This is a genomic window from Alcaligenes faecalis (assembly GCF_009497775.1).
Classification (GTDB): Bacteria; Pseudomonadota; Gammaproteobacteria; order Burkholderiales; family Burkholderiaceae_B; genus Alcaligenes; species Alcaligenes faecalis_D.
On sequence record NZ_CP031012.1, the window covers coordinates 3,697,534 to 3,716,848 of the forward strand.

19 protein-coding genes are annotated in these 19,315 nt (G+C 58.3%); 3 read left to right on the forward strand and 16 right to left on the reverse strand.

Annotated features, from left to right (window positions below; genetic code table 11):
- Positions 1-60 precede the first annotated feature (60 nt).
- From DUD43_RS16995 to DUD43_RS17050, 12 genes are all read right to left on the reverse strand, one after another.
- Positions 61-1,038 (reverse strand): FecR family protein, encoded by a 978-nt coding sequence (locus DUD43_RS16995; RefSeq protein WP_153231201.1) that lies wholly within the window; start codon positions 1,036-1,038, stop codon positions 61-63.
- An 11-nt stretch (positions 1,039-1,049) separates the two neighbouring features.
- Entirely contained in the window at positions 1,050-1,604 is a 555-nt protein-coding gene (locus tag DUD43_RS17000) for an RNA polymerase sigma factor (protein ID WP_045929546.1), read from the reverse strand.
- Between the two features lie 3 nt (positions 1,605-1,607).
- Entirely contained in the window at positions 1,608-2,216 is a 609-nt protein-coding gene (locus DUD43_RS17005; RefSeq protein WP_194273413.1) for an STN domain-containing protein, read from the reverse strand.
- A 238-nt stretch (positions 2,217-2,454) separates the two neighbouring features.
- On the reverse strand, positions 2,455-2,925 hold the full coding sequence (locus DUD43_RS17010; RefSeq protein WP_153231203.1) for a hypothetical protein: 471 nt from the start codon (positions 2,923-2,925) through the stop codon (positions 2,455-2,457).
- 111 nt (positions 2,926-3,036) lie between these two features.
- A complete protein-coding gene (locus tag DUD43_RS17015) occupies positions 3,037-4,020 on the reverse strand; it encodes a peptidylprolyl isomerase (RefSeq protein WP_153231204.1) in 984 nt (327 codons plus the stop codon).
- A gap of 11 nt (positions 4,021-4,031) precedes the next feature.
- Complete coding sequence (locus DUD43_RS17020; RefSeq protein WP_153231205.1) at positions 4,032-4,565, reverse strand: YbjN domain-containing protein; 534 nt, start codon at positions 4,563-4,565, stop codon at positions 4,032-4,034.
- 32 nt (positions 4,566-4,597) lie between these two features.
- Positions 4,598-5,311, reverse strand: coding sequence for a DNA repair protein (locus DUD43_RS17025; protein ID WP_153231206.1), 714 nt, complete (start codon positions 5,309-5,311; stop codon positions 4,598-4,600).
- 3 nt (positions 5,312-5,314) lie between these two features.
- Entirely contained in the window at positions 5,315-7,033 is a 1,719-nt protein-coding gene (locus DUD43_RS17030) for a putative porin (protein ID WP_153231207.1), read from the reverse strand.
- Between the two features lie 43 nt (positions 7,034-7,076).
- The gene (locus DUD43_RS17035; protein WP_228125831.1) at positions 7,077-7,796 is read right to left on the reverse strand and encodes a TonB family protein; all 720 of its coding nucleotides are present in this window, start codon (positions 7,794-7,796) and stop codon (positions 7,077-7,079) included.
- A 19-nt stretch (positions 7,797-7,815) separates the two neighbouring features.
- On the reverse strand, positions 7,816-8,229 hold the full coding sequence (locus DUD43_RS17040; protein ID WP_153231208.1) for an ExbD/TolR family protein: 414 nt from the start codon (positions 8,227-8,229) through the stop codon (positions 7,816-7,818).
- 9 nt (positions 8,230-8,238) lie between these two features.
- Positions 8,239-10,185, reverse strand: coding sequence for a DUF2341 domain-containing protein (locus tag DUD43_RS17045; RefSeq protein WP_153231209.1), 1,947 nt, complete (start codon positions 10,183-10,185; stop codon positions 8,239-8,241).
- A 51-nt stretch (positions 10,186-10,236) separates the two neighbouring features.
- Complete coding sequence (locus DUD43_RS17050) at positions 10,237-11,775, reverse strand: ShlB/FhaC/HecB family hemolysin secretion/activation protein (protein ID WP_228125832.1); 1,539 nt, start codon at positions 11,773-11,775, stop codon at positions 10,237-10,239.
- A gap of 445 nt (positions 11,776-12,220) precedes the next feature.
- Between DUD43_RS17050 and DUD43_RS17055 the strand changes: the two genes are divergently transcribed.
- Entirely contained in the window at positions 12,221-12,541 is a 321-nt protein-coding gene (locus DUD43_RS17055; RefSeq protein ID WP_153231211.1) for a hypothetical protein, read from the forward strand.
- Positions 12,542-12,685: 144 nt separating this feature from the next.
- Here the strand turns inward: DUD43_RS17055 and DUD43_RS17060 are convergent, their stop codons facing one another.
- Positions 12,686-13,315, reverse strand: coding sequence for a class I SAM-dependent methyltransferase (locus DUD43_RS17060; protein WP_194273414.1), 630 nt, complete (start codon positions 13,313-13,315; stop codon positions 12,686-12,688).
- Between the two features lie 234 nt (positions 13,316-13,549).
- Between DUD43_RS17060 and DUD43_RS17065 the strand changes: the two genes are divergently transcribed.
- Positions 13,550-14,314, forward strand: coding sequence for a class I SAM-dependent methyltransferase (locus tag DUD43_RS17065; RefSeq protein ID WP_153231213.1), 765 nt, complete (start codon positions 13,550-13,552; stop codon positions 14,312-14,314).
- A 63-nt stretch (positions 14,315-14,377) separates the two neighbouring features.
- Here DUD43_RS17065 and DUD43_RS17070 read toward each other — a convergent pair whose 3' ends face one another.
- The 3 genes from DUD43_RS17070 to DUD43_RS17080 form a co-directional block, all read right to left on the reverse strand.
- A complete protein-coding gene (locus tag DUD43_RS17070; RefSeq protein ID WP_194273415.1) occupies positions 14,378-16,786 on the reverse strand; it encodes a TonB-dependent siderophore receptor in 2,409 nt (802 codons plus the stop codon).
- Positions 16,787-17,205: 419 nt separating this feature from the next.
- A complete protein-coding gene (locus tag DUD43_RS17075) occupies positions 17,206-18,192 on the reverse strand; it encodes a FecR family protein (RefSeq protein WP_153231215.1) in 987 nt (328 codons plus the stop codon).
- Between the two features lie 78 nt (positions 18,193-18,270).
- Complete coding sequence (locus DUD43_RS17080) at positions 18,271-18,777, reverse strand: RNA polymerase sigma factor (protein WP_153231216.1); 507 nt, start codon at positions 18,775-18,777, stop codon at positions 18,271-18,273.
- 199 nt (positions 18,778-18,976) lie between these two features.
- Here DUD43_RS17080 and DUD43_RS17085 point away from each other — a divergent pair, with 199 nt between their 5' ends.
- Positions 18,977-19,315 carry a DUF485 domain-containing protein gene (locus tag DUD43_RS17085; protein ID WP_060185399.1) on the forward strand — a complete coding sequence of 113 codons (339 nt, stop codon included), beginning with the start codon at positions 18,977-18,979 and terminating at the stop codon, positions 19,313-19,315.

Genomic DNA, 19,315 nt, shown 5'->3' on the forward strand with positions numbered 1-19,315 from the left:
ATATCTACAAGACTGGTTCTGGCGAGAAATCAATCATGCCTATTTTGTTACTTTATGTAACTAAGCCTGCCTTACCAGAGCAATGCCGCCCGCCAACTCCTGCACCCGTATGCCGGACATGGCACGCAGCATGTCCAAGGCCAAATCCATATCGCTGATGGACAGGCTCAAATACACCGGGCGGCTCTTCAAGCTGTCGCTATAAACCACGATCTTGCCAGGCCGATAGCGGTTCAGTTCTTCAACCACATCAGCCAGGGGCTGGCCTTCAAAAGCCAGATAGCCTCGCCGCCAGGAGCTGACCTGATCCAGATTGGGACGCTGCACCGCGTGGATGCGTTCATAGTCGTAAACCGTTTGCTGGCCTGCCTGCAAAGTGACAGTCTGATTGGCTTGCACCACCACCTGTCCTTGCAAGCACGTCACCGTCACGTTCTTGCCGGTGTAGCGCACATTGAACTGCGCCTGTTGCGCTTGCATGCGCCCTGGACCGGCCTGGACCTGGAGATGGCTAGTGACCCCATCCAGCACGCGAATTTCCACTTCGCCTTCAACCAGCTCTATGCCTGCGCCTTGCGCGGTATCACGGCGATTGATGCAGGTCTGCGTGTTCATCTGAATGGCCACCGCCTGACCGATCTGGATTTCACGCTGCTCGCCCACGCCGGTACGAAAGTCCGACGTCAGCTCCGTGAAGGACGGCCACAAGCCCCAAGGGGGATGGACGACCGCCACCACCGCCAAGGCCGAGGCAGCAAACGCTCCGCCCATAAAGGCACGCCGTGCCGTAAAGACTGGTTGAGCAGCCGGCGCTTTCCACTCCGGCAGCAGGTGTCTGGCTGCCTGCAAACCCGGCGTCACCGTGTCCATCGTCACCGTCACTTCCTGCCAGGCCGCACGATGCTCGGGACTTTGCTCCAGCCATTGCTGAAAACTCTGGGCATCAGATTGCCGGGCGCTGCCCGAATGCAGGCGCACCCACCATTGATTGGCCTGGCTGCGGGCGGCTTCGGATAGGGGGGAGGAAGAGAGACTCATGGGAGCAAATACTAGGCGTCAGTCAGACTATCGGAGACGCTGACACCCACAGCATCGTTAAATTGTTCCGCGCAACGCAGACGCAAATAATCCAGCGCGCGCATCATTTCCTTGTTCACCAAGGAAACCGAAATATTGTACTGTTTGGCGATCTGGGCATAGGTCAAACCATCCACCCGCGAGGCCATCAAAATCGTGCGCTGACGAATGGGCATGTCCTGCAACACCGCCAGCAATTGCGCCGTCGTCAGGCGCGCCCAGGCACAGCGTTGGGTATCGTAAGTGTCGTCGGCAATATGGCTCAAAGCGTCCAGATCCATGGCAGTCAGCAAGCTGTTGCGCTGTTTGTAGGAATCAATGGCGATATGGGTGGCCATGCGCAGCAAATAAGCTTCGTCGTTATTCACGGACACGCCATTACCCACGCCCCCGATTCGTATCCAGGTTTCCTGCAAGGCATCCGCCGCATCTTCACGCGAACCTATCGTGCGTTCCAGCCGCCGACGCAAATGCGTGTAACGGGCGATCAGGCTTTGACGCAAACGACTACGCAGGGCTTCGGACATGGGCTACCTCCCCGCCTGCAAGGGGCAGTCATCACGCACATGGCCCGAGACGGGGGCCAGCAGCAGAACCAGAGGTTGCGGCAGGCTGGCATCCGGGGCCACGCCCATGGACAAATTACCCAGCACACGGCTGATGGCGTCGTCGCGTGTTGTCTTGCCGGTGCTGCCCAGCAAATGCACGCGCTCTACCTGCCCGTCCGGGTTCAGCCACAGCTGCATAGCCAGACGGTAGCTGCCAGGTCTGGTCTGCGGCGAACGGCACAGAGCATTGCGCACCGCCTGCTGCACGCGCGTGACGTAGGCACTGTAATCATGCGCCCCATCCCGAACACCGGAAATATGGTTCAAGTTCAAGGGACGCTGCCCGGCACTGGCCCGGCCCGGTTTGCTATCGGGCAAGCGAATCACAATCGAGCGGTTATCCACGTAATAGGCCTGCAAGCCCGAGCCGTCCAGCAAGGTGGACAAGGCTTGCTTGCGCGTCATGTCGCCGCGTACGGCTGGCATGGGTCGCTGCGGGTCGGCACCGTCCAGCAGCACAGAGAGGTCAGAGCGTTGTCCATACGCTCCCAAGGCCTGCGCCAAAGGCTGGGCCGGGATGTCGAAAGACAAGCGTTCCGAAGAATTTAGCAGGGTGTCAGCATCAGACCGGGCAACTGCGAAACTTGCACAGGCAAATAACAAGAAAGCGCCGAGTAACACCGCCACACTGATCGCCACCTGAGTCATGGTCATGCGCACGTTAATAGGTCTAGCCGCGGCGTCGGACAGTGAAACGAAAAGGGGTGAGGCGAGGCGATTGTAGAAGTCCCCAATGACAACATAGTGACAGTCCAATCCCGCTGTTTTCTTAGCGCAAAACCAGCCAGGGCGTGGTGCCCTGCAGGTGTTCGCGCATCTGCTCCAGACTGCGTTCCAGCGTCTGGGCATCCCGGCGGTAAATGTGAATCAAGGGAAACAGAGGCGAGCGTGTGTCGATCAGATACTGGTTCGCCCCATTCAAGGCCGGTACGCAAAGCACGGGCTTGTCGGCCAGCAAACGCCAGCGCAAGGCCAGCTCGCGTGTTTCTTTCAGATTGAAATGCCAGTGGCGCGAGACTTGCGCCCGGCGTATCAAATGCTGGCTGACCCCGACCGACAGCAAGGCTTCGTGGGCGGGGATCAGATCAGGATGCGGCAGGCAGTGACGCAGCAAATAGGCACATACCGCTGCCAACGGCGAGGCATGGTAGATGGCGATGGAGGAGGTTTTGGCACTGAACCACGGCGTGGCTTCATGCTGCTTTTCCCAATGCGTACTGCTGATCCGCCACAATCGCATGCCATCCTCCTTCACCTGCCCTGCCCCTTGGCCTGCTGCCTGCTGCCTGCTGCCTGCTGCCTGCAACATTCTGCTTGATGCCTCATCCCGCATCAGCCAATAAGCCCAAGACTATTGAGTCTGCTGCAACAACTGACTCAAGACCTTGCCATCCACAGTCACCGTATCGGCATCGAGCATGCCTGCCACGTAAGCCTGAGTCGCTTCCTGCTGTCGCTGACGACGCAAGGCATCACGTAGCGCCGGTTTCACTTCCTCCAGCGAACGCACACTGGCCGGGCGCAAATCCGTCACTTGCAGAATATGCACGCCATCGGCCTGCACAATCGGATCGCTAAGCTGCCCCGGCTCCAGCTTGGACACCGTGGCACGCAGGGCAGGCACCAGCTGGCTCATCGGTAAAAAGCCATTGTCGCCACCGCGCTCGGCACTGATTTTCTCGTCCGAATGCTCTTTGGCCAAAGCAGCAAAATCCGCCTTGCCTTCGCGCATTTGCTTGACCCAGGCATCTGCCCGTTTCTTCGCTTGCACCAAAGCCTGTTCGTCCTTGTCCGGCACGCTTAAAAAGATCTGGCTCAAGCGGTACATGGCCGGCACCTGGAACTGATCCTGATTGGCCTGATACGCCGTTTGCAGATCCTGCTCGGACGGGTAATCCGCCGCCGGCTCGGACACGGATTGCAGATAGCTGCGCAAGATCACCTGATTCTGCGCTTCTTCAATAGCACTGCGTATCTCGGCCTTTTTGTCCCATTCCTGGGCCTTGGCCTGCTCTACCACGGCCTTCTCGGCCAGGCGGCTGCGCAGCCACTGCTCCAGCACCACGCGGTCATTACGCATGGCTTCACGCTGGGCAGCGGGCAAGACCTGCAGGAACTGCTGCAATTCCTCCTGGCTGACCACCACTTGCCCCAGCGTGGCGACCGCAGGCGTAACAGCGCTGCTTTTTACCGTTGATGCCGGAGCGCTGCTTTGCTGCCCGGCAGCTTGCGGCTGCTGGGCCTGGGCATCACCATTTTTTCCACAACCCACCAGCAAGGCCGACAGGCTCATGGCCAGCACACTTTGCAGCAGGAATTTGGGGTGCGTCATCATGCTCACCTGACTCAAGCCTGTGCCGCTTCAGTGTGTTCAGCGTCGGTGGGTTCAGCCGTCACTTGTGCAGCTTCTTGCTGAGCAGCGACCGCCTCACCCTTGTCTGCGCTATTGGCTTCGTTGTTGGCCGCCGCATGCTGACGCAGGAACAGCAAGAACTCCTGCAACAAGCGGTCCCACAATTCAGCGGTGGCCTGCAGATAGCTCGGGGCCACACCACCGGCCACAATCACGTCCATTTCCAGCACCAGAAACTCGCCTTGCACGGCCAGGCGAGCAAAGCGCTTGCCAATATTCCAGGCCGATTCAATCCCGGCAGGCATCTGGCCTTGAACGCGCAAGGCGCAGCTCAGGGTGTAGTCCAGTGCCTGATCCGCTTCATGCGCAGGATTGCCCAGGCGCACAGCAAAACCAATGCCTTGCGATGCCGACAAGAGCTGACGGTTACCGGCCTGCTCGGACTCGGTCACGCGATAGCCCATTTGCTGCAACAGCTCCTGCAATTGCTTCAAGGAGACGGATTGGATGGTTTGGGAGTCAGTCATACATATTCCTTGTGGGTATCAATCAATAAGGCTCAGGGCGCGACGGACTGTTGTTCCGGCGTCGTGGCACCGGGCGTATACAGGCCGTCGTAGAGCTTGTCGCCCAGCGCCTGGGCATGCTCGTCAAACTTCACCCGCGCCGAGCCTGCCAGCGGTTGTCGGATCTTGAGCAAATCGCCCGTGCTGAACTGCTCATACGCCGCCAGGATTTCTTTCCCGGCTGCATACAGCTCCTTGTTTTTTGCCGTACACAGCGCCAACTCCTCTTCGCGCTGGGCCAGACTGGACGCCAGGCTGGCACGCTGCGTTTCAGTGGCACGAGCTTGCACCTGCAAGGTTTCAAACTCGTTACGTGCACGGCCTAATTGCGATTGCGCGGCCGCCACTTGCTGACGCGCAGAGGTCTTGATGCCCTCCTGCTCGTCTTTCAGGCTTTGCGCCTGCTGGCTGGCCTTGTCCAAACGGGCCTTGAGCTGCTCGACTTCTTTGCGGGCTGCATCACGCTCGGTTTCTGCGGCCGTTTTCGCCGCCGTCAACTGCGCTTGCTGGCTTTGCAACTGCTGCAATTGCTGGGTACTGGAGCGCAGCTGCGTGCGCAGCCGCTCCTCCATATCCGATTTTTGTGCCATGGCTGAGCCAGCCCAGGGGCCCAAACCCGCCAGCAATACTGCACACAGCGTCATGGCAAAAGGCTTGCACCCGCTTGGCTGTACACGCTGCTTCCAGGATGAATTCAATATCTTCATGGCTTAGAACCTGGCGTTAAGTTCAAGCTGGATGATGTCGATAGACAGCGGCGCACCGTAGACTTCCTTGGAACTGCTCCAGCGCAGGTGACCTGTCACGTTCTTCTCGAAGGCGTAGCCTGCACCCACAAAGTAGCCACGTGCATTGGTGCCACCCAGATGGAAGGAGGAGTCGTTATAGCCATCGGGCATGGCATCCGGTTCGATGTACTTGTAGCCAGCAAAGGCCAGCCAATCGCCCCTGTCTTTCAGGCCCAGGCTGCTACCCAAAGTGGCTTGAACCATCCAGGCATTGCCGCCGCTTTCGATGCCGGTCGGGTTGCCGGAGGCATCGTACGTACCGTTGGAAGCGATGTTATGCAAACCACCGGCACGATCCGCCATCTTGTTGCTGTCGTAAGCCAGGTTGCGCACGTAATTACCGGCAAGACGCAGGTTCAGGCCATTCATGACTTCTGTATCCCAGCGCATGTTCACGTCCAGCAAGTTGAACTTGGAGGCCAGGCCCACGTACTGCCATTCGTTCCAGTTTTTGGGGTCTGCCGACCACTGACGAATGTCACGCAAGAGGAACACGGTATTGCCCTTTTGCATGAAGGCCGGACGCGACCAGTCTGTGTCACACACATCGCTGGACGAATACAGCGTGCAGGCGCTGGAGCGTTGACCCGCGATCTTGTTGAAGTGGTAATACGCCAGACTGCCGCGCAGATTATTGCGCTCGTTGATCTTCCACTCGGCACCGATCTGCGCACCCAGCAGCCATTTGTTTTCGCTGGAGCCTTCAGACAGGCTGTTGCGATCCCATGGCGTGTTGGCGTATTCCAGCGCGTAGGCACCCAGATTGCCAAAGACGGTTACTGGACGATCCGAAATCGCGTGCTTGAAGGCGGCAGAAATACCATCCACGTTCAGGTCAGACGACCACAGCAGATCTGTGGAGTCAAAGGGACTGGAGGCACGGCCCGCCACAATGGTGGCCCAATCGGTAGGACGGTAAGACAAGTAGGCCTGATCCAGCCACAGGTGCTTCTTGCCCATGCCATTGCCCAGGGTGTCCGAGGTGGACACCGGATTATCGTCACTACCCGTGGCCAGGCGGATACCCGCTTCCCAACGATCCGACAGAACAGCCTTCACACCCAGACGGGCACGGATACGCCACAAGTTGCGACGGTCCTGGCGGCTGTTCAGATAAGGAATCTTCAAGCCATAAGGCTTGTTTTCGACCACGGTAGGGATAGGGCCGTTGTCGTTCCACTTGGCAAAGTTGATCAGCTCGTTGCTGTTCGCGCCATCCATCAGGCGGGATTCGTTACGCACGCGTACATCGCCTTCAACCGTGATGCGCGATACCCAGTCCGGGAAGGTGTTGGGCTGGGCCCAGTTCTCGGCCTTGGCCTGCGACATAACTTCGTTTTTGACTTCCTCGCGGATCTGCTCACGCACGGTTTCCGGAATGTACGTCACACGCACATCGCCCGGCTGGGCCTGCGCTGCCCCGGCGGCACCAATATCGGCTTTGCGAGCCTGGGCTGCTTCCGCCTCGGCCTGGGCCACCAGCGCATCCGCCTGGGCCTGTGGCAAGACCCCTTGCTGCACCAGCAAGCGAATCAGGTTAACGGTGGCATTCTGGGATGGCGCCTGAGCCAGCACGGGGCCAGCGGTGCAGGTCAAGGCCAGCGCCACCGCGCAAGCCAGCCGAGTAGGATGGGATTTCATGAAAAGCGCACTCCAAATCATTCGGTCAAAAATTTGCAGACAATCAACTGGGCCTACGACCCGTTACCTGGGCCCGGATAGGCATGCTTACCGACGCCGGTGGCCGCTCGCTCAAGCGTCCGACTTCACGCAAGGCGGCCACCAGGGCCTCGTCAATCTCGGTATCGCCCGAGGACTGCGACAAAGCGACACGCGTAATGGAACCGTCCTCGGTCAGCCACAACTGCACCTGGACGCGGTAGACCAGGTTGCGGGTGCGGCTGTCTTCACGCAGGATTTTTTGCAATGCATAAGCCAGGTACTGGCTGTAGGTGGCATTGCCTGCACGGCCACCGCCACTGCCGCCCATACCTCGCCCTTGACCGGCACTGATGTTGAAGCTGTCAGTGCCTGCCTGGGCGTCGCTGTTCATTTGCATCGGATCTGACAAGTTGTCCGATGGCGTAGGCGGCGCTTCGTCCTTGGGCTGGGGTTCTTCAACCGGCGTAGGCTCGGGTTCGGGTTCCGGCTCGACCACTTCCTCTTCTTTGGGCTCTTCAGGCTCGGGTGGAGGTTCTGGCTCGGGCGGTGGTGGAGGCGGTGGCGGCAAGGGAATCAACATGGGCTCTTTGGGCACCTGGCGCTTGATCCCCGCCATGTCATTGGCCCATTTCCAGACCCACCAGCCCAGCAGCGCCACCAGCACCACAACCAGCACCTTGATGGCCAGACGACGCCAGCGTGCGCGTTGGGTGGCTTGCGGTTTGGATGAGTTTGGCAACATCGTTAGAACACCAATTAACTTACTGAGGTTTGCCGGTCACCAGACCGACCTGGGACAACTCCAAGCGCCGCAACACATCCAGCACTTCCACCACTTTCTGGTACTGCACGATGCTGTCGCCGCGCACAATGACCGGGAAATCCGGATTCAGGGCTTTTTCGGTACGCAAGCGGTCCTCCAGCTCGGGCAGGGTTACCGGATAGGCATCCAGAAACACCTGGCCCGCTTCGTTCACGGAGATGGCTTTGGTCTTGGGCTGAACCAGGGACACGGTGGAACTGGCCTTGGGCAAATTCACCTGGATGCCGGAAATTTGTGCGGTGGCGGTCAGGATGAACATGACCAGTACCACCATCAGCACATCGACCAGCGGGGTAATGTTGATGCCGTCAACGGCTGCGGCATCATCGTCGTCGTCTCGTAGGGCTGCCATGTCCGTTCCTTATGCCGAGCCAGCAGCCTGGGCGTTCGCCAGATCAAGGTCTGCGCCCTGAGCCAGTGCCGCCTCGTGCTTGTCGTGTTTGCTCTTGCCGGGCGCGCTGTTCTGACCATGCACTTCGGCCAGGCGGGTGACGAACTCGTCCACGAACACACGCATGTCTGCGCTGACGTCTTTATTGCGGCCAATCAGGCGGTTGTAGCCAAACAGGGCCGGAATCGCGACGAACAGACCCATGGCGGTCGCCAGCAAGGCAGCGGCCATACCGGGAGCGATGGCGTTGATATTCACATCGCCCGCCATTGCGGTTCCCAGGAACACCACCATGATCCCCAGCACGGTGCCGAGCAGACCGATATAAGGGCCACCGGCAATCGCGTTGGACAGAATGCCCAGACGTGCACCCAGTGCTTGATTTTCTTGCGTGCGCACGCCGTCCATGGAAGCGCGGATGGCCTCGATGGTGTTGGGGGACAGCGCCTTCATGCCCTGGGCCTGACGGTTGTGCAGCTCTTTCACCCCCATGCGGTACAGGCGCCACAAAGAGGAATGAGCGAAGTTCTGTTCGGTCTTGGCATCAGTCTGTACGGCATCCAGCTTGCCGCCAGACTCACCAAATGCAGCGCGGAACTGGCGGTTGGCTTCTTGCACACGGCCCACCTGGCGGCTCTTGCGGTACATGATGACCCAGGACTGGAACATCATGAATACCAGCACGGCAATCACAATCCAGGCGTCCATCGGGACCGCTTTCAGCAGGAAACCCAAGGCACCAAAACCAAAGCCGGACTGCTCTTCATCCGCGCCGTAAGCAATCAGGCGGGACTCGGCACCTTGTGCCAGTGCATCGGCGTAAATCAGGGCTGCAGGTCGGGCAATCTTGGACAAGCGCAGCTCGTCGATCGCGCCGACAAAGGGAGCATAGGGAGTCACTGGAGCGGCGACGGGAGCAACTGTCTCGGCACCGGCAACAGCACCAGGCGTGGCACCGTCAGCGCCAGCCACTTCAGCCGCAACAGGAGCAGGCGCGGCCAGCAAGGTGCCGGGCACATCACCACCCAAGGCAGCAACCGTGTTCAACGGTGGCAGGCTGGCATTCAGGGAAGCCGTGGCACGGCCTTGCACGTACAGAATCACCTGGCTGCCATCGGCCGTGACGGCCAGATGCTGCCAGGTGCTGGGCGACAAGGGAGCACCGGCAGGACTACGTTGGCCATTGATCTCAACAAAGGGCACGCCCTGGTCCAGGCCGATCAAAAAGCTGTTCGCCGCATCACGACGGGCATAGACCAATTGCTGGCCTTGGGGCTGGTCTGCACGCACCCAGGCGCTGAAAGAAAACGCACCGGCTGCTGGCACGGCCAGGGAAGGACTGGCGGGCAGCATCAAGGGAGCAGCACCCACAAACTGGGCGGCACGTCCGGACACGCCGTCCACTACACCGGCAGGTGCCGTTTGAGCATGGTTGGTATAGGCCGTACTGTCACGCGAAGGCGCACCAGCAGCACCATCAAAGTGGTAGACCAAGGTGTAGTTGGGGTCAAAGGTGATCTGGCCGTTGGACGCCACCGGGGCTTTCTCATTGCCGTAGTACATCCAGATATCCTGCTTCTGGCTGGCCATCACCTCGGGAATATCCACCCAGATCAGCGCCATGCCCATCAAGGGGTCAAAGCTCTCGATCTGGTGGTTCAGCACGGTCTGATCATCGCCGGACACAAAGCGCAGGTCCGAACCATTTTCATTGGTACCGTCAAAGGAAAAATTGCCGGTATGCAGGCGCACCAGCAAGGGGGTGCGGCCTACGTTCTCGCTGATCGCGCCACCCTCGGGCGTCGTATCAACGGAGATTTGCTTGCGGTACTGCCAATCAGGCTGCCACCAGGCCTGCGCCACGGCGGGTAGCCAGCCCACCATCATGGCGAGCATCAAAAGAAGAAGGCGTTTCATGATCGAATTACTCCGGGAACAAATTCAGGCAGATTGTTCTGGCTAAGGGGGTCAGAAGGAGGCGCGCAGGCTGAAGTGCACACGCGGATCGTGTCGTTCGGTGTTGACGCCTTGCGTCAGGGGATACGCCCAGTCGGCGTGCAGGGACAGCCAGTCAAACATTTGCAAACGCGTGCCTATGCCCACACTGGCCAGATGAAAACTGGACTCCTGTTCGGGCAGGGGATCGCGCAAACGCAAACGCGCAACATCACTAAAGGCGTAGAAGCGCCACTCGTTCACCGAGGGGCCAATCCAGCGAGCCAATGAGGGGGTGCGCAGCTCGACACTGGCCATCCAGCCATCGTCCGCACTGCGCTCGGCAGCCAGATAACCACGCACGCTGGTCGCGCCACCGGCCGAAAACTGTTCGTTGGAAACCAGAGCGCCCGAGCCAATCTGGAAACCCACACGGCCATAAGCCTGCCAGTCTTTGGCAAAGGTTTCGGTGTGGTTCAGATCGCCCTTGAACACCATGAAACTGGGGCTGGCCATCCAGCGCTTGTAGTCGAACTCTTCCCACTCGCTGTTCAGGCCAAACAGGCTGCGGCTGGCGCCAGTCAGGGTCAGGCCCACACTGGTTTGCGAATCTTCGGTGTAGCGGTAGCCGTTATAGGCCAGCGTGAACGGCAGATAGGTCAGCGGCACGCGATCGCTGGTTTCACCAAAGCGGGTTTGTTCTTCAAAATCCTTGTAGTCCATACCGATCGAGGCGGTGTGGTACCACGTGCCGGACTGCGGGAAGGTGTAGGTGGCATGAATGCCGTAGGACTGACCTTTACCCAGCACATTGGTGCCGCCCACGGTAGAGACATCGCTATCGGATTTGTAGCCGGAGAACGCCAGGCTCCAACGTGGCGACAGAGGCATGGTGTAGGCGGCCGACCAGACCTTGGCGTCCTGCATGTCGCGCGGCGCCGTGAAGTAGGTCAGGGAGAAGGTATGGCCGCTTTGCCAGAGATTGTCGTGGCCAATGGTGACCATGCCGCGCAGCTTGCTGGTGTCGGCGCTGTAATCGTTATTCAAGCCCACGCTGGCACTCCAGGGGCTTTTATCGTCAACGCGCAGATCCACATCCATGGTGCCGGGCACGCGCCCTTCTTTCACCATGGGCATGACCTGACGGCTGGCACCGCGATTCAACTCGGCCAATTCAGCCTGGGCCTTGCTGAAGTCCGGCACCTGGCCTTCCTGCAAGGACGGCACACCATCACGGATGGCCAGCGGCGAATAGTGTTCCGCACCGACCACGCGCACGCGGCCCACCTTGGTTTCCGTTACCTGGAAAAACACCACGCCATCGGCCACGGCCTGCTCGGGCAGGTCCACGTAAACCGACTGATAGCCCTGGGCGTTATAGACTTCCTGCAAGGCGTCGCGCGCTTTTTCAATATCGCTCAGGCTGCGTTCGGGACCCAGAAAGGGGTAGACCGCTTTTTCAATGCTGCGGGCATCCAGCACGGTATTGCCACGCACAATGTACTCATTGATATTGACCTTGCCCTGAGCCTGCGCGTAGGCACCATGAGGCAGCAACAAAGCCAGCGCCATCACTGGCGCAGCACAAAGAGAGTGGCCCCTCCACCCGGACAAACGGACGTTGCGCCCTGAAATTTCTGCTGGCATCACGATGCTTCCGATCCTCAATCTGATGAGCGGTGTGTCTGTGTGTCCCAGCTGGGAAGGCACGCCGCGCGACTCGTTGACATCTAGACGCAGCAGAAATCGAAAACGCTCGTTTGTAACAAAAACTTCATATTTCTTTCTGGGTGACGAAGGCAAAACAGGCGGACTCGTCCCCAACGGCACGGTGTGCTTGGCTGTATGGCGGCAGCAAAATACGCCGCCTTTGTCATGAAAACTTCACCCAGAAAAGGAAAGGCTTGCGCTAGGGTGAATGAAACCCGAGCACCGTTATGGTGTGAATTCTTTTTATTGGCACCGCCCTATGCGCCCCCTCTTTTTCTTCTTATTTTTTGTGGTTCAGGCAAGCAGCATGGCCCAGGAAAACGCGCAGGCGGAAGGCACACAAGCGCCGCCATCCGCTGCTTCTCCCGGTTGTGTCAGTGTGGTGGTGAATGGACAGGCGGCCCTGTCCTACGATTGCTTGAGCCAGCAAATGCAACCCAAGGCGGCGGCACCCGGTACGCCAGGGATGGGATCAGAAGCCATTATCCAGAAAGGCCCGAATGCGATGGGTTTGGTCAATCCGGCGACGACCAGCAATCGCATGGGTTCGAATTTCGGGACCTCGGCTTATCCGCAACGGCCACCACGGCCTTCAGCGCCCTCGCCTTTTGCACCGCCCAATCCCTGAGAAAACGGCCAGCCTTCAGCAAATCTGCTGGCATATAAAAAAACCCTGCACAAACCAGACACGAAGCCGGTTTATGCAGGGCTGTTGCTATCGCTTTCTCGTTCCTGCCCCCCAAGGTAAAAAACCTGAGGCAATTTTTGTTGTCTAGCTGCGCTGATACTGCAAACAGCGTCCCTTGTAAGACAATTCCTTGCCTTCGGGCATCAGGATAGGCCGGTCGCGCAAGCAGACCTGTCGCACCAGCTCAAAGCCGTAGCGCTCCATTTCCTGTGTGAACTTATTGCGATGCCCCCGATCCGGGTCTACCACCCAGACCTCGGCCTGCCTCTTTGCACGCTGGTCCACCAACTGGGCTAATTGGGCGGGCGTATTACCTTCATACAGCAGGTCGCTACCCACGATCAGGTCGTAACGCTGCCGGGCGGGTTTCAGGCCCAGGGACGCCAGCAAATCAGGGCAGGATTGCTCCCCCCACTGCGCATGCACATAGGGCAGATCGGACAAGCCATTCAAAGCCTGATTCAGCTTCAGAAAATGCGGCACCATGGGATGGCAATCGCTGGCGTGAATTTGCGCCCCCCGTTTATGCATCACCAGACTGGTCAGGCCCAAGCCGCAGCCCAACTCCAAAATGCTTTCATCCGCCCGAATGGGGCGGTTTTTCAGCTTGCGCGCCAGCTGGATGCTGGACGGCCACACCAGGCCAAACAAGGGCCAGACAGCCGGGCCTATGCCCAGGGACTGGGCATGTCCCTGCGGGTCAGCATATTGCATGTGATCGGCCAAGGAACGAATACGTAACGATTCTCTGGGCGAGATTCGTATATGCTGGAGACGGGTTTTTAACTTGGCGGGCGTGGATGAGGTCGAGCCATATAAGTCTGACATAGACTGATGATCGTCCATATCTACACAAAAAGCGAATTTTGGCTTATTTTGCCGTGGTTTAAACTATAGATAGCCGAATTTAAACGAATTTTTGCTTAACGCCTCTGATAAGGACCGCTATTGTTCAAAGACCTGATTAAAGACCTCAACGACCATTCCATCGTGGAACCTGACATCTTTCTGGACGTACCCTTCGTCCCCAGCGACGACCGCGTCATCGACACCATGCTGCAACTGGCCCAGACCGGCCGCAAGGACGTCTTGTATGACCTGGGTTGTGGCGATGGACGCATTGTCATTGCCGCCGCCAAAAAATACCGCTGCACCAGCATAGGCGTAGAGCTGGACCCGCTGCGCGTGGCCGACGCCATGGAGCAAGCGGGCCATGCAGGCGTGGAGTATCTGGTGGACTTTGTGGAAGAGGATCTGTTTACCGCAGACTTCAGCCAGGCCACTATCGTCACGCTGTACTTGATGGACACCATCAATGCCATCCTGCGCCCGCGCCTGTTGCAGGAGCTGCGACCCGGTGCGCGCATTGTGTCGCACGCCTTTGATATGGGGGATTGGGAAGCCGACGAGATCCTGCATGTAGGCGGCATCAAAATCTACAAATGGATTGTGCCAGCGCGAGTTGCGGGTGAATGGGAGTGGGAAGGTCTGGACGGAACGGACTACCGCTTGCAGCTCAAGCAGCGTTATCAGGATGTCAGCGGGAAAATCTGGATCAATGGTAAGCCTGCCCTGCTGACTGATCTTTATCTGTGCGGCGATTGTCTGGAGCTAAGTACACAGGCCAACGAGTCCGCGCCCGTCGTCAGTTGCAATCTGTACTTCGACCATCAGGAGCTGCTGTCCGTGGAAGAGGTAGAAGAAGAGGCCTGATTCCGCAAGCCCCTGCCTTGCCATACCAATATCAAGCCCTGGCACCCGACCAGGGCTTTTGTTTTAGAACTGGTACTTCATCGTCAGCATGATCTTCTGCGGCGCGCCGTAAAATCCCTGGGAGTCCTCCGTCAGATCCACATACTTCTTGTCGAACAGATTGTTCACGTTCAACTGGGCCGACAAGCTGGGCGAGAAGCGGTAATGCGCCATCAAGTTGGCCAGCAAAATGGAACCTTGCTCACGTCGTGCGCTAAGGTTTGGCGCTACGGTTCTATCTACGTAAACATGACTGCGCCATTGCACACCACCGCCTACTGTCAACTTCCCTTCGGTACCCGGCACGATATAGGAAGTTTGCAAATGCGCCAGGTTCTGCGGTTCAGAGGTTTTGAAAGGGCCGCCTTCAGCATTGCGTACCAGGTTACGCGCAAAGCCCGCAGACACCTGCCAGCCTGGTTGGATTTCACCCGAAGCCTGTAGTTCAAAACCTTCGCTGGTTACGCCCTTGGCCCCCCGATAAGCAAAATCGCTGGAGCCGGGTACCGTCCTGTCTCCATCTTTTTCGGCCACATTGTCCTGCTCGATACGAAACAGTGCCAGCGACGTGTTGAGCTTGCCATCAAAGTGTTCGGATTTCAGGCCCAGCTCGTAGCTCTTGCCCTGCACCGGGTCCAGATAGCCACCACTGGCGTCACGATAGGTCTGTGGCTGGAAGATATCGGTGTAGCTGAGATAAGCCGTGAAGTTATCGTTGAAGTCGTACAACAGGCCAGCGTACGGCGTGAACACATGATGGTTCATGGTGTCATTGCCGGACTCGCGCCTCCAGTTGGTTTGTCGCCCCCCCACAATCAGCTTCAGTGAATCGCTCAAGGACAAGCGCAAGGCACCATAGACCGCATTCTGACGCGTTTCCTGCTCACCCAGCGGCTGGAAATTACCCCATGCCGGTTCAGGATAGGAACCATTCCACTCAAAGATATTGCCTACTGGCGTATTGCCTTGTGGGGCGTGATTGCCATAGCGGTAATTGGACTTGCTGCCCATCACCCCCACAAAAGCCTCGTGCTCCTGCCCAAAGGCCTCAAATGGCCCGCTCAGCTCCAGCGACGCGCTGTTCTGATCGAACTCCTGATGCGAGTTATTCAGCAAGGAAGTCATGCCCAAGCCGGTGACAGGATCAGGGTGTCCCATCAAATACACCAGCTTGGAGTCATACTCACTTTCCAGACGACTGACATTGGCTTTCAAGGACCAGCCGTTGGAAAAACGATGATCAATGCCCGCGTAGAAAGTATTGCTGGTCGTATCCCAGCGAGTCCAATCCGCACCGATGCTGAAAGAACGCCGCCAATCCAGATCCCCACCCTTGTTATCCAAGGTAGGCAGACCGCCCCAGGTCACGCCCGTCGGACGTTTGGCCTGATGCTCTACCCCAACCCGCACAGTGGTATCAGGTGTCAGATCTGCTTCCGCGGTCGCTAACCAGGCACGATTGCGCGTGTGGTAGCGGTCAATATACGAGTCGCGCTCCTCCATCATCCCTGCCACGCGAGCACGCACGGTACCGTCCTTGTTCAAGGGTGTGGACAGATCAATCGTGCCCCGGTGATGGTCCCAGGAACCTATGCCAACAGAAGCGGTGCCGGTAAACACATCGCTGGTCGCACGCTTGCGCACGATATTCACCGAAGCCCCCGGATTGCCGGCACCCGTCATCAAGCCGGTCGCACCACGCACTATCTCGATGCGATCGTACAGAATGGGATCAAAGTTGGAAGTGCCAAAGAAGTCATTCTGCGTGGCAATGGACACCCCATCGTATTGATAAGTGTCGATATAGAACCCACGCGAATGAATATCGGTGCGGTCAATATCCGACATGGAAGTCGCAATCCCCGTCACGGTCTTGAAGCTCTCACCCAGCGTGGTCAGATTCATATCTTCCATCTGCTGACGCGTCACCACGCTGACTGATTGCGGTGTCTCGCGTGGCGACAGGCGCAGGCCTGTGGCCGCCGTGGTCGCCTGCACGGCATAAGAGCCCGAGCCTTCGGTAGACAGATCACGCCCCACTACGCGCACTGGCGCCAGCTGCGTGGTCTCGCCCTGCACCGGACCGGTCAGGGACACGTTCTTGCCGTTACGTCGAAACTCCAGGCCCGTGCCTGCCAGCAAGCGGCTCAAAGCCTGATCTGCCGTCAGACTGCCGGACACAGGGGGAGCCGTAATCCCTTTAACCGCATCCGGCAGATAGAAAATCTGCAAGCCGGCCTGAGCTCCCAGTTTTTCCAGCGCGGCCTCCAAGGGTTGCGCGGCAATGCTGATCGCCACCGGCGTTTCCTGCGCCCAAGCGTGGGGTGCATGCAGACCAATAGCCAGAAAAAGAGAGAGTGCGAGGGCGTTAAGACCAATCGATGTCGTACCCCGACGCGCGGCGGCGAAGGGTATAGCTTGCGTGTCCAGCATGAACAGAGTTCCAAAAAATAAGTACGCGCACGGTGCGCAGACGCCCTTGGCCAAGGCTATGGGCCAGTCTGTTTCCGGTCTGGAAAGCAGGCCCCCATAAGTAAGACGCCGTAGCGAAAAATTTTCCGGAATAATTCTCACTGCTCTTTTTGAGACAAGATGTATCAGTAGTGATGCATGGCTTGTTTGGCAACAGAACTCGGCAGCAAAACATGGTTCGTCTTCGAATCGCTGTTCACGGTTCGCACTTCGCGGCTCGTTGCTTGTTGCTTGTTGCTTGTTGCTTGTTGCTTGTTGCTTGTTGCTTGTTGCTCGTTGCTCGTTGCTCGTTGCTCGTTGCTCGTTGCTCGTTGCTCGTTGCTCGTTGCTCGTTGCTCGTTGCTCGTTGCTCGCAGCCAAGCGTAAAACGAGCCGGAACCTTAACGCGCCATCAGCAACGCACTGCCATCCGTCTGCCGCGCCACCAGCACAAGCGCAATGTCCGGAAGGATATCCAGCGCCGCCGCTGGCTCCTCGATACTGAGTGTGCCGGAAATACGCAGCTTGGCGATCTGAACATCGGCCACCCGCAAGGGATGGTCCAGATAGCGGCTCAGCTCCTGCGCCACCGTTGCCAAAGGCACATCGCGGAACACAATACGCCCTTCTTGCCAGGCCGTAATCGCTTCCACACGCTCCTGCCCCAAAGGCATCACGCTGCTCTTTACCGCGCTGGATACCTGTCCGGCGGATAACATGGCCCGCTCCCTGCGCCACCACGGGCCTGTAGAAAGCTGCACCGAGCCCTCGCGCACTGCCACGGTGACACTCTCCGCCTCCCGGCGCACATTGAACTGTGTGCCAGTAACCAGCACCTGCGCCTGACCCGCGTCTACAGCGAAAGGTCGGCTCTTGTCGGACTGCACGGCAAACAGGGCCTCGCCCCGCAGCAATTCCACACTACGGCGCGACTCGTAAAACGCGATGTTCACTTCCGTGTCCGTATTCAAATCCAGGCGCGAGCCGTCCGGCAGTTCAAGCTGCTTGCGCTCGCCGCGTGCGGTCAGCAGGCGCTGGGTAAACACAGGCGTTTCGGCCCACATCGGACGACTGAACCAGGCCCCGGCGGCCACCGTGGCAAGCGTCGCCCCTGTACCCATCACCCAACGCCGACGCGCGAAGTTGGGCACCTCTTGCGCCGGACGATTCATGATCTCCCGCATCTCGTCCATGGGCAGATGGTCCGCCACCCGCCAGACCTGCTGCAAGGAACGGTACTCCCGCTCATTAGCCGGATCCTGCGCCAACCACGCATCCCGCTCACGCTGCTCTTGCGGCGTCAGCTCACCAAGCTGCTCTCTGGAAAACCAGTCCAGCGCTTGCTCTTGCGGCAGATGAGAAGGGGTGTGCTTGTCGTTTCTAGGCATGGCTCGCGTCGCCAGGGACACAGGGCAAAAAACCGTGCCCTTCACTGATAAGACGTTTATGCATAAGGAAATCCGGAATCAATGAGGGGCATAGTTTTGTAACTTTTTCTGAAGATGCCGTAATGCCCGCTTCATGTATTTTTCCACCGAGCTGGGCGTCAGATCCAGCTTCTCTGCAATTTCCTTTTGCGTATAGCCCTCTATTTTGTTCCACAAGAACACTTGCTGGCACTTCAAAGGCAGTTCCTGCAAGGCATCCCGCAATGCCTGGCTAAGCTGCTCCATGCGCAGATCACTTTCCGGGCCAGGGTCTACCGGGTGCTCCTCCTCGCGCAAATCATGCAAGGGCACCACCTCATGGCGCGACTGGCGGCGGATTTCACTGATCAGCTGGTTTTGCGCACTGCGATACAGATAGGCTTTTTGATTCAATGCGGCCGCATGCTCACCGCGCAACAAGCCTTCAATGGAGTCCTGCGCGGCATCTTCCGCGTCCTGCGGCAAGGAGCTGCGCTTCGCCCACGAGCCGATCAGCCCGCTGTAAAGAGCGAGCCAGCCTTTCTTGGACGTGGGGCGGCGGGACATGGCAGATGCAAGAGACGAATGTCGAATGAAGCGGGAATATTAACAATAATTCTCATTTAGATATAGAAAAGTCCCTGCGGTGTGGCATCGCGCCTCATCCTGCAAATTTGCAAGAGGGCTTGCAACATTGGCGCTTTCCTATCGCGCCCTCCTTCTTAAGAATGGCAAGTACAAATCCAATCATAAAAAGGAGACAAACATGGCGGATATCTCTGCCCAGGTTTATGAGGCGCTGTACGCAAAGCCTCAATTCCAGGATCTGGTACGCAAGCGAAGAGGCGTTGTGCTGCGGTTGTTGTTTGTCAGCATGGCCTTCTTTTTTCTGGTTCCCATTCTTTCCAGTCTTAGCCCCGAGCTTTTTCGTCTGAAACTGAGCAACTCCACCAATTTCGGGCTGTGGTATCTGATCGCCCAGTATCTGGTGGGCGGTGCCGTGGCTTGGCGCTATGCCGTCCAGCTGCGTCACCTGGACAAGATGGTTCAGCAGTTAACACAAGAAGAATCCCAGCAGTTCTCAATGCGCTCCGCGACGGTTTAA